The sequence below is a fragment of the Allobosea sp. CS1GBMeth4 genome (genome assembly GCF_900185715.1).
Lineage (GTDB): Bacteria > Pseudomonadota > Alphaproteobacteria > Rhizobiales > Beijerinckiaceae > Allobosea.
On sequence record NZ_FYAS01000055.1, the window covers coordinates 1 to 12,324 of the forward strand.

The 12,324-nt window shown below is 69.1% G+C and carries 13 protein-coding genes; 3 read left to right on the top strand and 10 right to left on the bottom strand.

The features are described from left to right. From CS1GBM4_RS23725 to CS1GBM4_RS23750, 6 genes are all read right to left on the bottom strand, one after another. Nucleotides 1–209: ATP-binding cassette domain-containing protein (locus CS1GBM4_RS23725; RefSeq protein ID WP_186421234.1), on the bottom strand; the 209-nt coding region annotated here is incomplete at its 3' end. Between the two features lie 335 nt (nt 210–544). Further along, nucleotides 545–823: a copper-binding protein gene (locus CS1GBM4_RS23730; protein WP_186421235.1), complete on the bottom strand. Its 279-nt coding sequence runs from the start codon at nt 821–823 to the stop codon at nt 545–547. Nucleotides 824–846: 23 nt separating this feature from the next. Then, the gene (locus CS1GBM4_RS23735; protein ID WP_186421236.1) at nt 847–1,332 is read right to left on the bottom strand and encodes a cupredoxin family protein; all 486 of its coding nucleotides are present in this window, start codon (nt 1,330–1,332) and stop codon (nt 847–849) included. Nucleotides 1,333–1,359: 27 nt separating this feature from the next. Next, complete coding sequence (locus CS1GBM4_RS23740; RefSeq protein WP_186421237.1) at nt 1,360–2,796, bottom strand: copper oxidase; 1,437 nt, start codon at nt 2,794–2,796, stop codon at nt 1,360–1,362. Between the two features lie 15 nt (nt 2,797–2,811). Beyond that, nucleotides 2,812–4,278: a TolC family protein gene (locus tag CS1GBM4_RS23745; RefSeq protein WP_244607381.1), complete on the bottom strand. Its 1,467-nt coding sequence runs from the start codon at nt 4,276–4,278 to the stop codon at nt 2,812–2,814. A 53-nt stretch (nt 4,279–4,331) separates the two neighbouring features. Further along, entirely contained in the window at nt 4,332–4,547 is a 216-nt protein-coding gene (locus CS1GBM4_RS23750; RefSeq protein ID WP_186421238.1) for a hypothetical protein, read from the bottom strand. A 229-nt stretch (nt 4,548–4,776) separates the two neighbouring features. On the opposite strand from CS1GBM4_RS23750, the gene CS1GBM4_RS23755 reads away from it, so the two are divergent. Together CS1GBM4_RS23755 and CS1GBM4_RS23760 are read left to right on the top strand one after the other, a co-directional pair. Further along, the gene (locus CS1GBM4_RS23755) at nt 4,777–5,490 is read left to right on the top strand and encodes a response regulator (RefSeq protein WP_244607382.1); all 714 of its coding nucleotides are present in this window, start codon (nt 4,777–4,779) and stop codon (nt 5,488–5,490) included. Further along, nucleotides 5,487–6,872, top strand: coding sequence for an ATP-binding protein (locus CS1GBM4_RS23760; protein WP_186421239.1), 1,386 nt, complete (start codon nt 5,487–5,489; stop codon nt 6,870–6,872). The genes CS1GBM4_RS23755 and CS1GBM4_RS23760 overlap by 4 nt, the downstream gene beginning before the upstream one ends. Here the strand turns inward: CS1GBM4_RS23760 and CS1GBM4_RS23765 are convergent. Genes CS1GBM4_RS23765 through CS1GBM4_RS23780 form a run of 4 tightly spaced genes read right to left on the bottom strand, consistent with a single transcriptional unit; the run spans nt 6,867 to nt 11,024 of the window. Continuing rightward, nucleotides 6,867–7,619, bottom strand: coding sequence for an SDR family oxidoreductase (locus CS1GBM4_RS23765; protein WP_186421240.1), 753 nt, complete (start codon nt 7,617–7,619; stop codon nt 6,867–6,869). The two genes, CS1GBM4_RS23760 and CS1GBM4_RS23765, sit on opposite strands and share 6 nt — an antisense overlap. Then, nucleotides 7,619–8,908, bottom strand: coding sequence for an extracellular solute-binding protein (locus CS1GBM4_RS23770; protein WP_186421241.1), 1,290 nt, complete (start codon nt 8,906–8,908; stop codon nt 7,619–7,621). Before CS1GBM4_RS23770 ends, CS1GBM4_RS23765 begins: the two co-directional genes overlap by 1 nt. A gap of 51 nt (nt 8,909–8,959) precedes the next feature. Next, a complete protein-coding gene (locus CS1GBM4_RS23775) occupies nt 8,960–10,261 on the bottom strand; it encodes an extracellular solute-binding protein (RefSeq protein ID WP_186421242.1) in 1,302 nt (433 codons plus the stop codon). Beyond that, complete coding sequence (locus CS1GBM4_RS23780) at nt 10,233–11,024, bottom strand: FadR/GntR family transcriptional regulator (RefSeq protein WP_186421243.1); 792 nt, start codon at nt 11,022–11,024, stop codon at nt 10,233–10,235. The genes CS1GBM4_RS23775 and CS1GBM4_RS23780 overlap by 29 nt, the downstream gene beginning before the upstream one ends. A 97-nt stretch (nt 11,025–11,121) precedes the next feature. Here CS1GBM4_RS23780 and CS1GBM4_RS23785 point away from each other — a divergent pair, with 97 nt between their 5' ends. Next, a complete protein-coding gene (locus CS1GBM4_RS23785; protein ID WP_244607383.1) occupies nt 11,122–12,246 on the top strand; it encodes a mandelate racemase/muconate lactonizing enzyme family protein in 1,125 nt (374 codons plus the stop codon). Nucleotides 12,247–12,324: the final 78 nt, after the last annotated feature.

Consider the following 12,324-nt stretch of genomic DNA (forward strand, 5'->3'; position numbering starts at 1 on the left):
ATCGAGCCCTCGATCCGGCTCGACCCGGGCGGCGTCAGACGCATGATCGACAACGCCGTCACGCTCTTGCCCGACCCAGACTCGCCCACGACCGCAACCGTCTCCTGCGGCTTGATGTCGAAGGACAGATCCCGAACCACCGAGCGCCACTGACCCTCAACACGGAAGGACGTCGTCAGCTTCGAAACCGAAAGGATCGGGGAGATCATGCAGGCTCCTTCACCACACCAGACGCAAAGGCCAAGCGAACCGACGCAGGACCAAAGCCCCGCACGCCCCACAAACCCGCGCCTCTCCAGACCACAATACCCAACCAAAAGCCCTTGTCAGCAAGGGCCGGCCCTGAATTTCGGCGTCCTTCTGCAACAAACTATCAAAATCGGCCGCCCGAACCCCATTGATCGCAGCGAAACGGGTCAACCGCCACGGCAGGCGCGCGGAGCGGAGCCCCTGGCCGGCGCGGGACTGCGCCTGCCTCGACGGCATCGCAACCGAGGGCGGCCGATCCGGAGTGAAGCGCGGATCAGCGCATTCCCCGGCCCGGTCAATTCGCCTTCTGGAGCTTGGTGACCGTGATCTGGCCGTTGACGCGGTCGGCGTCGAACTTGATCTTGTCGCCGGCCTTCAGCCCTTTCAGCATGGCCGGATCGCCGGCGCGGAACACCATGGTCATCGCGTCCATGTCGAGGTTCTTGATCGGGCCGTGATTGATGGTGAGCTTGCCCTGGTGCCCGTCGACCTTGGTGACGGTTCCGCTCACCGACTGCGCGGCGGCAGGCAGGGCGATGACGAGGGCAGCGAGGACGGTGGCGGTCTTCAGCATGGGATGCTCCTTTCGCCGGCAGCCTATTTGACGATGATCTTGCCGGTCATGCCCGCCTCGCGGTGACCGGGAATCAGGCAGGAGAAGTCGAACTCGCCCGCCTTGGTGAAGGCCCAGACGATCTCGCCGGTCTTCTTCGGCGCGAGGCGCCTGGCGTTCGGATCGTCGTGCTCCATGTCGGGGTTCTTCTGCATCTCGACAGCGTGCTTGAGGTTCTCCTCCAACGTCGCCAAGACCAGTTCGTGCTCGAGCTCGCCGTCGTTGCGCAGCCGGAAGCGGACCTGCTCGCCGCGCCGGACCTCGATCCGGTCCGGAATGAAGACCATCTTGCCGTCTCGCTCGCTCATCACGACCTGGACGATGCGCGCGGACTTCTTCGGGTCGCCCGGCTTGCCGTAGGCGGTCTCGCCGCCGTGGCCGTGGCCATGGCCGGCCGCGCCGGGCCCGGCGAGGGCCGTGCCGGCAGAGAGGAGGACCGCGAGCGCCGCGAGCTTGAATGCCGTCATCATGGGCTTCTCCGATCGATCATCGTCATCTCAATGGTTGGAGTGGGAGTTCTTCGCCGCAGGCCGCGGCTTGCCGTCCGGTCCGAGGCTCGGCTTGCGCGGGTCCTTGACCCGCCACTCGGCCGCCTCGACGCCGCTGTCGGGCGAACTCGCCCGCGGGGCTTCGCCCAGCTTCTGCCCCTTGTATTCGAAGGCGACCGTGCCTTGCGGATGCTTGAACCAGCCGGGATCCTTGTAGTCGTTCTTCGCCAGCCCTTCGCGGACCTTCACCACCGAGAACATGCCGCCCATCTCGACCGGCCCGAACTGGGCATAGCCGGTCATCATCGGCAGGGTGTTGTCCGGCAGCGGCATCTCCATCGCGCCCATCTCGCCCATGCCGTTCGAACCCATCGGCATGTAGCCCGGCGCGATCCTGGCGATGCGCTTGGCCAGGTCCTTCTTGCCGACGCCGATATAGGTCTTCACCGAATGGCCCATGGCATTCATGGTGTGGTGCGATTTGTGGCAATGGATGGCCCAGTCGCCCGGCTCGTCGGCGACGAAATCGAAGGCGCGCATCTGGCCGACGGCGCAGTCGATCGAGACCTCGTCCCAGGCCGCCGCCGGATCGACCCAGCCGCCATCGGTGCACGAGACCTTGAACTCGTAGCCGTGCATATGGATCGGGTGGTTGGTCATGGTGAGGTTGCCGAAGCGGACCCTGACCTTGTCGTTCTTGCCCACGACGAACGGATCGATGCCCGGAAAGACCCGGCTGTTCCAGCACCACAGGTTGAAATCGAGCATGGTGTTGACCTTCGGCACATAGGAGCCGGGCTCGATGTCGAAGGCGTTGAGCAGGAAGACGAAGTCGCGGTCGACGCGGCGGAAGGCCGGGTCCTTGGGATGGACGACGAAGAAGCCCATCATGCCCATCGCCATCTGGACCATCTCGTCGGAGTGCGGGTGGTACATGAAGGTGCCCGAGCGCCGGAGCTGGAACTCGTAGACGAAGGTTCTGCCCGGCGGGATGTGCGGCTGCGTCAGGCCGCCGACGCCGTCCATGCCGTTGGGCAGGCGCTGGCCGTGCCAGTGCACCGCCGTGTTCTCCGGCAGCTTGTTGGTGACGTAGATGCGGACGTTGTCGCCCTCGACCGCCTCGATGGTCGGCCCCGGCGACTGGCCGTTATAGCCCCAGAGATAGGCCTTCATGCCGGGGGCGAGCTCGCGCACCACCGGCTCGGCGACGAGGTGGAACTCCTTCCAGTCGCCGTTCATGCGCCAGGGCAGCGACCAGCCGTTCAGGGTCGCGACCGGCTGGTAGTCCGGCCCCGTGGTCGGGACGAGCGGCGCCTGCGTCGTCGCCTCGGCCATGGTCGGGGCCTCCGGCACGGCGGCGAAGGCCGAGCGGCCCGAGACCATGCCCGCCCCCGCGAGCACGAGGCCGGACGAGCCGATGAAGCCCCTGCGCGATAGCGTCGTCATGCTCGGCTCCTCCGTTCAGTGGCCGCCGCCGGAATCGCCGCCGCTCGCCGCCGCGACGGCCGACGGGCCGCCGCCTGCGCTGCCGCCGCCGATCAGCGCGTGCTTGAAGTCGGTATGCGCGATCCAGACATCGCGGCGCGCGTTGATCGCCGCGACATTCGACAGGATGCGGCTGCGGGCGTCGACGATGAGCTGTGTCACGTCGGTCAGCATGCCGTTGTAGTGCAGCAGCGACTCGTCCTGGATGATCTTGCGCAGCGGCAGCACGTTGTTCTGGTACTGGCGGGCGATGTCGTAGCTGGCGCGGTAGGAGGTATAGGCCTCGCGCGCCTCCGAGCGGGCATTGACCGCCTTCTCCGCCAGCCTGTTCGCGGCCTGCATGTAGCTCTGCTCGGCGAGAGCGACCCTGGACTGGCCGAAATCATAGATCGGGATCTCGAGCTCGAGCTCCAGCGTCCGGCTGCGCCCGGATTCGCGCTCGACATGGCCGTCGGCGGCGATGCTGCGGCCGCGATCGTAAGTGCGGCGCCCGAGCAGATCGACGTCGTTGACGAAGCGGGTCGCATTGGCGAGCCCGAGCGACTTCGCGAGCGTGTCGAGCTCCGCCCGCGCGATCTGGACGTCGATGCGCTTGCGCAGCGCCTCGGCCTCGACCGCTTTCACCGCTTGCAGCCGCGGCAAGGGCGGCAGGGTTCCGGGCAGCGCGAACTTGAGATCGTCGCCCCAGAGCCCGAGCTGACGGACGAGCCGTTCACGCTCCTGGCGCTGCTGCTGGCGCGCCTGGGCGAGCTGCACGGTCAGCTCGGCCTCGAAGGCGAATTCGCGGGCCTGGTCGAGCTTGTTGACGCCGCCGGATTCGCCCAGCCGCCTGAACAGCTCCGACGCGGCATCGGCGGAGTCCTTGGCCTGCTGATAGAAGGTGACCTGAGCGTTGGCGGCGACCGCGCGATAATACTGGCGCCGCGTATCGGCAGCGAGCTTCAGCACCGCCTCGGCCGCCCGCAACTGCGCGGTCCGGAAGCGGTCGCCGGCGATCTCGGCACGCACCGGCAAGGTGACCAGCGCGAGCAGGCTGCCGGCGATCTGGCGCTCGATCTCGATTTCGAAGCGCCCCGACAGCTTGGAGATGCCGAGGCGCGGATTGGGCGGCAGGCTCGCCGCGACCATCTGGGCCTCGGCGATGCCGAGCTCGTTGAAGGCGGCCTGCAGGCCGCGATTGTTGAGCAGCGCGACCTGCACGGCAGTGTCTGCGGTCAGCGGCTTGCGCAGGAGCTGGTCGACCCGCGCCTTCGCCGTGAGCGCGCCTGCGTCGTCGCCGATCTTGACGACGTCCTTGCCGATCTCGGCATAGGCGGCCATCTGGATTGGCGCCATGCCGCCATCGGCCGAGACGCCGACACAGCCGCCGAGCAGAGCCGCCGTGCCGGCAAGCAGGCTCCAGCGCAGCAGGCGGCGGGCATTCGGCTCAGTCGGAGCGGTCAAGGCTGGCCTGTGAGTCGATGGAGCGAACGAAACGGTGGAGCAGGCGGGCAGCATCATGACTTCGGCCCGACCTGGCGGTTGAGCTCGCGCCAATCCTTGGGCTCGGCCGGGCGCAGGGCGGTGGCCCCCGTCGTCACGCTGCGATAGGAGACGGCAGGGACGCGAGCGTTCGGATCAGCCGGCCGCGCCAGATGGTCTGGCACAGTGGCGGAGCAGGCGCCCAGTGCCACGCCCACCGCCATCAGCAACGGCACCTTCACGAACGGCACGATTCCGCTCCCCTGTCTCGATGCGACAGGGGTAGCAGCGCCGTTTCGCGGGCGTCCGTTACAAATTGTTTCAAAGCGGGCCGAGCGGCTGGGCCGCGAGCGCGCTAATGTGGCGGAGAGCAGATCGCAGCATCGCGTTTCGAGGGGCAGGACCATTCCGACGCAGGCACAACGAGAGACGAACCAGGCCCCTGCGGCAACCGCCGCCGACGACCATGGCCATGTCCTGGTGGTCGACGACGATCCGCAGATCAGGCTGCTCGTCGCGCGTTTCCTGCAGCGGCACGGCTACCAGGTCACCGGAGCGCCGGACGGGCGGGCGATGCTGGAAGCGCTGGCGCACAGCGCCATCGACCTGATCGTGCTCGACCTGATGCTGCCCGGGCGCTCGGGCGTCGAGCTCTGCCGCGAGGTGCGCGCGACCTCGCAGGTGCCGATCGTGATGCTGACCGCCCGGACCGAGGAGAGCGACCGCATCATCGGCCTCGAGGAGGGGGCGGACGATTACGTCACCAAGCCGTTCAGTCCGCGCGAGCTGCTGGCGCGGATCCGGGCGGTGTTGCGCCGGGCGCGGACGGAGCGCGGCTCTGCCGCCGCGCCGGCGGGCGCGATGGTGACCTTCGACGGCTGGCGCATGGACCTGCGGCGGCGCGAGCTCCAGTCGCCGGCCGGAACCTTGATCGACCTGTCGACCGGCGAGTTCGACCTGCTCGTCGCCTTCGTCGAGCATGCCAACCGGGTCCTCTCCCGCGAGGCGCTGATGCAGTTCGCCAAGGCGCGGACGAGCGACGATCCCTTCGACCGCACGATCGACGTCCAGATCAGCCGCCTGCGCCGCAAGCTCGAGGCCGATCCTCGTGGCGGCCAGCTGATCAAGACGGTCCGCGGCGCCGGCTATCTCTTCGCCTCGCAGGTCGACCACCGGCAGGAGCGGCCCGCTTGACGCCTCTGCTCAAACGGCTCTGGCCCGACACCGTCGCCAGCCGGGCCATCCTCGTCCTGGTCGCGGCGCTGCTCGCCTTCCACCTGCTCGGCTACTGGGCCTATCGGGTCGGCGTCGAGAGCCTCGCGACGGCCGGTCAGGACCGAGGCCTCGCCGAGCGCATCGTCTCGATCAAGCGGGCGATCGCGCGCCTGCCGCAGGCGCCGGAGCGCGACCGTGTCGCGCATGATCTGTCGAGCGCCAGCCTGGAGGTGCACTGGAGCAAGGTCAGCCTGGTCCTCGGCACGGCTCCGATGACCGAGCGGACCCGGGCGATGGAGGCGCGCCTCAAGGCGCTCGCTCCGGAGCTGGCCGCGGAATCCTTCCGGGTCGGCTTCGCCGACGATGGCGCGCTCGGCGCCGGCGAGACCGATGCCTACAAGCACATGATGCTGGTCTCGGTGCGGCTCGACGACGGCTCCTGGGTCAATTTCTCCTCCTCCGCCCTCGGGGCCTCGCAGCATCTCGACTGGGGGCTGACCGCGATCGTGATCTGCTTCGCCGTCGCCATCATCGTCGTCGCGCTGCTGCTGCTCCGCTGGGCGACGCGGCCGCTGCGCGATCTCGCCGAGGCGGCCGAGCGCTTCAGCCCCGACCAGGTCCCGCAACCGCTTCCCGAAACCGGCCCCGCCGAGGTGCGCCGGGCCGCGCGCGCCTTCAACGCGATGCGGGAGCGCATCCGGCACCTCGTCGCCGAGCGGATGCAGGCGATGGCCGCCGTCTCGCATGATCTGCGCACGCCGATCACGCGCCTGCGGCTCCGGTCCGAATTCCTGGAAGACGATGCGACCCGCGCCCTGATCGACGCCGACCTCGGCGAGATGGAGGCGATGATCGACTCGACGCTCGATTATCTGCGCGGCGGCACCTCGGGCGAGCCGCTGCGCGCGGTAGACCTCGCTTCGGTGGTCGAGACGATCGTCGACGAGCATGTCGACCAGGGCCACCCGGTGTCGCTGGTCGGGCTGAACTCCGCGCCGGTCAGGGGCAGGGTCCTCGCCCTGAAACGCGCCGCCTCCAACATCATCGGCAACGCCGTGAAATATGGCCGGGCGGCCAAGGTCAGCATCGCCGACGCCGGCGACAGCTTCGCCATCCTCGTCGAGGATGAGGGACCGGGCATCGCCGAGGCGGACAGGGAGCGGGTGTTCCACCCGTTCGTCCGGCTCGAGGAATCACGCGGGCGCCAGACCGGCGGTTCGGGGCTCGGCCTGACGATCGCGCTCGCCGTCGCCCGTTCGCATGACGGCTCGATCACGCTGGACAACCGGGCCGAAGGCGGCCTGCGCGTCACGCTGTCGCTACCGAAGCTGGAGCCCGCCGCGCCCGTGAGCGGCTCATAGCCGCATGCCGCCATCCACGGCGATCTCGGCGCCGTTGATGTAGGCGCCCGCGGGCGAACAGAGCAGCAGCGCGACGCCGGCGCAGTCCTCCGGCGTGCCGATCCGCCCGAGCGGAATGCGTGCGAGCACCTGCTCCTCGCGCCCGGGCTGCGCCAGGGCGGCGCGGTTGCGCTCGGTCCGGATCGCGCCGGGCTGGACGACGTTGCAGGTGACGCCCGGCACGCGCAGGGTCCGCGCCAGATTAAGGATCATGTTGGTCTGCGCGGCCTTGGTCGCCGCGTAATAGAAATGCGTCGGATTGGGGCGCGCCTCCTGCACGCTGCCGATGGCGATCACCCGGCCGAAGCCACGGGCCAGCATGCCCGGCAGGAAGGCCTGGAGCAGCCGCAGCGTGGCATGGAGATTGATTTGCGTCTGGGCGGCCATGGCGGCTTCGGAGACCGCGTCCCAGCTCTCGGGGACCTCCACCGACGCGCAGAGCACGAGAATGTCGGGCTCGGTCCGGTTCGCCGCCAGCTCCGCCGCCATGGCGGAAGGGGCCGCGACCTTCGCGAGATCGGCGACCAGGGGCGACGCGGCGAGATCGGCGCCTCGCAGATCGGCCGCGACGGCGCGGGCGGCCGCGGCGTCCCGATCATGGACGATCACATGCGCGCCGGCCTCGGCGAGCGTCGTCGCGATCGCGCGGCCGATGCCGCGTGCCGCGCCGGTGACGAGGGCGACGCGCCCTGAAAGCGGCTCCGGCATCAGCCGAGCAGCGGCTTCACGCGGGCGACTGCGTCGTCCATCGCCTGCTGCGGCGGCTTGCGGCCGAGCACCGCCGCTTGAGTCTCCTCGACGAAGATGTCGTGGGCGCGGGCCTGCTCGTCGAAGGCGGGCAGATGGATGCGCGAGGCTTTCAGCGCCGCGGCCTCGTCGGCCGCATAGGGCATCGCCGCCATCAGCTTGTCGTCGGCATAGGTCGAGATCCGCGTCGGGCCGTTGCCGTTGAGCGCCATCGCGGTGGCGCCGGCCTTCGAGGACAGCGCGCGGATCAGCTCCCAGGCGAGCGGCTTCTGCTTCGCGTTCCTCGGGATCATCAGCGACCAGAACTCGACCGTGGGCGCAAAGGCGAGCCTGCCGGCGAGGTCGGCCGCCATCGGCGGCAGCAACGACTTGAAGCGCCCGCCGTACTTGCCCTTGGCCGGATCATTGTAGGAGACGAGGCGGGCGAACGGGTTGATCGTCATCGCCGCCCGGCCCTGCTGCATCCAGGTGGTGATCTCCTCGTTGTTCACCGTGGCGAAGTTCCGCGGCAGCACGCCGGTCTTGTAGAGATCGGCGAGGATGGTCAGGGCCTTGACCATGGCCGGTTCGTTGGCGACGAGCTTGCCGTCGGCGGTCATGTAGTCGCCGCCGAGGCAACGGGCGAAGGTCAGGAAGTTCGAGGCGAAGACCGCGGTGAAGGCGAGGCCGTGGACCTGCGTGCCATCGTCGCGCTTGAAGGTGAGCTTGCGGGCGAGCTCGACCAGCTCCTCGAAGCTCGCCGGCAGCGTGCCGACGCCGCGCTCCTCCAGCAGGGCCTCGTTGTAGATCAGCGCATTGGTGGCGTGGCGGACCGGGATCCCGTGCAGCGCGCCATCGCGCTTGAGCGGGCCGATCAGGCCTGGCGCGAAATCGTCGAAGGCCTCGATCGGCGCCTCCTTCAGCAGCGCATCGAGCGGCTCGAACAGCCTGAGATTGCGCGGCACGGCGCGGCCGTTGACGAGGTAGGCGACGTCGATCGAGGTCTCGGCCAGCGAGGCCTCGCGCAGCAGGCGCTCGTGCACGGCGTTGACGTCGCCGAAGGTGACCCAGTTCAGACTCGCTCCGCTCGCCTTGCGGAAGGCTTCGGTGGCGTCGCCTCCCGGCCCGGTCGTGGCCGCGGTCTGATGGACGCGATGGCCGAGCACGGTCAGCGTCTGCGCCTGGGCGAAGACCCGGCCGGGCAGGGCCGCAGCGGCCACGGCCGCGCCTGCGAGAGCGCCGAAGCGGCGGCGCGAGATCGGAAAGGTCATGGCATCTCCTCCGGACGTCCAAGTCTTCGGCGCCATGGCCGCTGCGTGAGGTCAGGCCGGCAGCAGCGGCTGGACGCGCTTGACCAGCGAGGCCATCGCCTCCTCCGGCGTCTTCATGCCGAGCACCGCGGCCTCCGCCTCCTCCTTGAAGAGGTCGCCGGCACGCGCCGCCTCGTCGAAGGCCGGCAGCGGCACGCGTGCCACCTTCAGCACCTTCAGCTCCTCGGCCGCATAGGGCACGGTGCCGGCGAAGCTCGGGTCGGCATAGGTCGAGGCGCGCACCGGGCCGTTGCCGTTGAGCGCCGCCTTCAGCGTCGCCTCCTTCGAGGCCATCGCCTTGATGAAGCTCCAGGCAAGGTCCTTCCGCTTCGCGTTCTTCGGGATGACCATACCCCAGAACTCGACCTTGGCCGGGGCCGCGTCGTATTTCCCCGCCAGCGTCTTCGAGGCCGGCACGGCGACCGTCTTGATCCTGCCGGGGAATTTCGACTTCTGCGGATCGTTGTAGATGCGGTTGCGGCCCATGCTCTGCAGGCTCATCGCCGCCCGGCCCTGCTGCATCCAGACATTGACGTCCTCGGGCGAGAGCGTCGCGAAACTGCGTGGGAAGGCGTTGGCCTGGAACAGTTCGCGCAGGGTCCTGATCGCATTCAGCATCGGCGGCTGGTCGGCGGCGCATTTGAAGTCGGGCGTGATGAACTCGCCGTCCCAGGCGCGGGCGAGGTCGATGACGTTGGGATAGGTCACGCCCGGCGTGCACAGGCCGACGACCTGGGTGCCGTCGGCGCGGCGATAGCTGCAGGCCTTGGCGATCTCGATCATCTCCTCGATCGTCGCCGGCGGCCTGGAGAAACCCTTCTCGGCCAGGATCTCTTCGTTGTAGTGCAGCCCGGACGAGGCATGCCGGAACGGCACGGCGAGCTGCCTGCCGCCGACATTCATGCCCTTCATCAAGCCGGGGAAGATGTCGGCGAGGTCCTCGACCGGGTCCTTCTTCAGGTAATCGTCGAGCGGCTCGAACAGGCTGGCGGCGCGCGGCACGACCTGCGTGTTGACGACGAAGCCGACGTCGACCGAGGTCTCGCCGAGGCTCGCCTCGCGGAACAGGCGCTCCTGCAGCGGGCCGGTGTCGAAGGTTGTCCACTGGACGCTGACGCCGTTCCTGGCGGCCCAGTCCCTGGTGATGTCGCCGCCCTGCGCGCCGGTCGAGACCGTCTGCATGACGCGATGGGTGAAGACGTTGAACGGCCCGCCTTGCTGCGCACGCGCTGCCCCGCCCGCGAGCGCCGCGAAGCTCAACCCGAGAATGCCGGCGCCGAACTGCCTACGGCTCGGTCCCGTCTCCGTGCTCATGTTTTTCCTCCCGATGGCTCGCGAGTTCCGCGATGGCGGCTTCAGCCGCTTCGAAATGCTTGTTCATGGCAGCCGAGGCCGCGACCGGATCACCCTCGCGGATCGCCGCGACGACGCGCACGTGCCGCTCGAGAGTGCGGCGCCAATCGGCCCTGGTGCGCGTCCCGCGCGAGTTGAAGATCTCCATCACCTCGCGGATCACCGGCCGCAGGCCCCTGATCTGGAAATCGAGCAGGCGGTTGCCGGAGGAGGCGGCGATCGCCTCGTGGAAATCGAGATCGGCCTCGATCCAGCGCGGCACGCGGCCGAGCGCATCCTCCATGCGGGCGAGGATCAGGTCGAGCTTCTCGACATCCCCGGCCGAACGCCGCGCGGCGCTGTGGGCGGCGATCGGCGGCTCGAGGATACGGCGCAGCTCCACCGCCTCGGTCAGGCCGTTCGGGCGGCCGCGCACGGCGAAGCGATAGAAGCGATCGAGCGGGGCGGCATCGAGCGCCTGCACCCGGGTCGGCTTGCCCTGCTGGATATGGACGACGCCCATCGCCGCGAGCTGGCGGATCGCCTCGCGGGCGATCGGCTTGCTGACGCCGAAGGAGGCGGCGATCCGCGCTTCCGACGGCAAGGCGTCGCCGGGCTTGAGCCTGCCGTCCTGGATCGCCTGGGTGATGCGCTGGATGACGGCATCGCCGAGCCGCATCGGCACCACGTCGCCGCCGGCGAACGGGTCGTCCCCGTCCAGCAGGGATGAAGCGGCATCGCGCATCGGTCACCTCCGTTCGACGATCATTGACAGATGCCGCTCCACTTGGCAACTGTTCAACCTATCAGATAAGTTGAATGACATGGGAGGACGACGCCGCATGCCGGCCAGCCGCATCTCGAAGATCGTCGCGCACCCGCTGCGGGCGGCCCTGCCCAAGGTCCAGCGGACCTCGCAGGGCGACTATCCGGCGATCGAGATCGTCGTGGTCGAGGTCGAGACCGAAGACGGCACTGGCGGCTTCGGCGAAGGGCTCTGCCGCCGTGGCGCGGCAGGCTATGCCCGCTTCATCGAGGAGGCGCTGGCGCCGCGGCTCATCGGGCGCGATGCCGCCGATCGGCGCGCGCTCTGGAAGACGATGCGCGCCGCCTTGTCCGGGCGGCCGGGCGGCCAGATCGTCGAGGCGATCGCCGCCGTCGACATCGCGCTCTGGGACATCGCCGGCAAGCAGGCGGGCCAACCGGTCCACAAGCTGCTCGGCGGCATGGGGCGCAAGGAGGTCGCGGCCTATGCCTCCTCGATCAACTGGCTCGACGATGCCACCGTCGAGGCGGAGGTCGCCGCCGTGCTGGGAGCCGGCTTCCGCGAGGTCAAGGTCAAGCTCGGCCACCCGCTGCGCGACGCGATCGCCCGCGCGAAACTCGTCCGCAGGCTCGCCGGCGACGACATTGCTCTCTATGTCGATGCGAACTGGGCCTATGACGTCGACGATGCGCTGACCGTCGGGCGGGCCCTGGCCGATCTCGGCTATGGCTTCTTCGAGGAGCCGATCGCGCCGCAGGACCGCGAGGGCTATCGCCGCCTCGCCCGGCACCTGCCGATCAGGCTCGCGGCGGGCGAAAGCGACTTCGTCGCGACGGATGCGCTGGCCTCGCTGCAGGACCGCTCGCTCGGGCTGATCCAGCCCGACGTGACGCGCTCGGGCGGGATCAGCGAGACCTGGCGCATCTGCGAGCTCGCCGCCGCCTTCAACACTCCTTACGCCCCGCATGTCGGCTGGTCGGGCGCGATCTGCGTCGCCGCCAGCCTGCAGCTCGCCGCCGCGGCCGAGAGCTTCCGCACCTTCGAGTGCATGGTCTACCAGAACCCGCTGCGCGACGCCTTCACCCATCCGATCGTCGGCGAGGGTGCGCAGCTGGTCGACGGCAAGCTGTCCGTGCCGCAGGGGCCGGGTCTCGGCATCGAGATCGACCGCGACGCGCTGGCGCGCTTCAGGATCGCGTGACAATGCGCGTTGCTCTCGGCCTCCAATCCCTCGCGGCTCATCCCGGACAAGCGGCGAAGCCGCGCCGATCCGGGATGA

Bases quoted from the DNA above. Each gene is read 5' to 3' on its own strand.
- CS1GBM4_RS23770 (WP_186421241.1), bottom strand. From the start codon at position 8,908: ATGACCTTTCCGATCTCGCGCCGCCGCTTCGGCGCTCTCGCAGGCGCG.
- CS1GBM4_RS23740 (WP_186421237.1), bottom strand. From the start codon at position 2,796: ATGACGACGCTATCGCGCAGGGGCTTCATCGGCTCGTCCGGCCTCGTG.
- CS1GBM4_RS23785 (WP_244607383.1), top strand. From the start codon at position 11,122: ATGCCGGCCAGCCGCATCTCGAAGATCGTCGCGCACCCGCTGCGGGCG.
- CS1GBM4_RS23730 (WP_186421235.1), bottom strand. From the start codon at position 823: ATGCTGAAGACCGCCACCGTCCTCGCTGCCCTCGTCATCGCCCTGCCT.
- CS1GBM4_RS23780 (WP_186421243.1), bottom strand. From the start codon at position 11,024: ATGCGCGATGCCGCTTCATCCCTGCTGGACGGGGACGACCCGTTCGCC.
- CS1GBM4_RS23775 (WP_186421242.1), bottom strand. From the start codon at position 10,261: ATGAGCACGGAGACGGGACCGAGCCGTAGGCAGTTCGGCGCCGGCATT.
- CS1GBM4_RS23735 (WP_186421236.1), bottom strand. From the start codon at position 1,332: ATGATGACGGCATTCAAGCTCGCGGCGCTCGCGGTCCTCCTCTCTGCC.
- CS1GBM4_RS23765 (WP_186421240.1), bottom strand. From the start codon at position 7,619: ATGCCGGAGCCGCTTTCAGGGCGCGTCGCCCTCGTCACCGGCGCGGCA.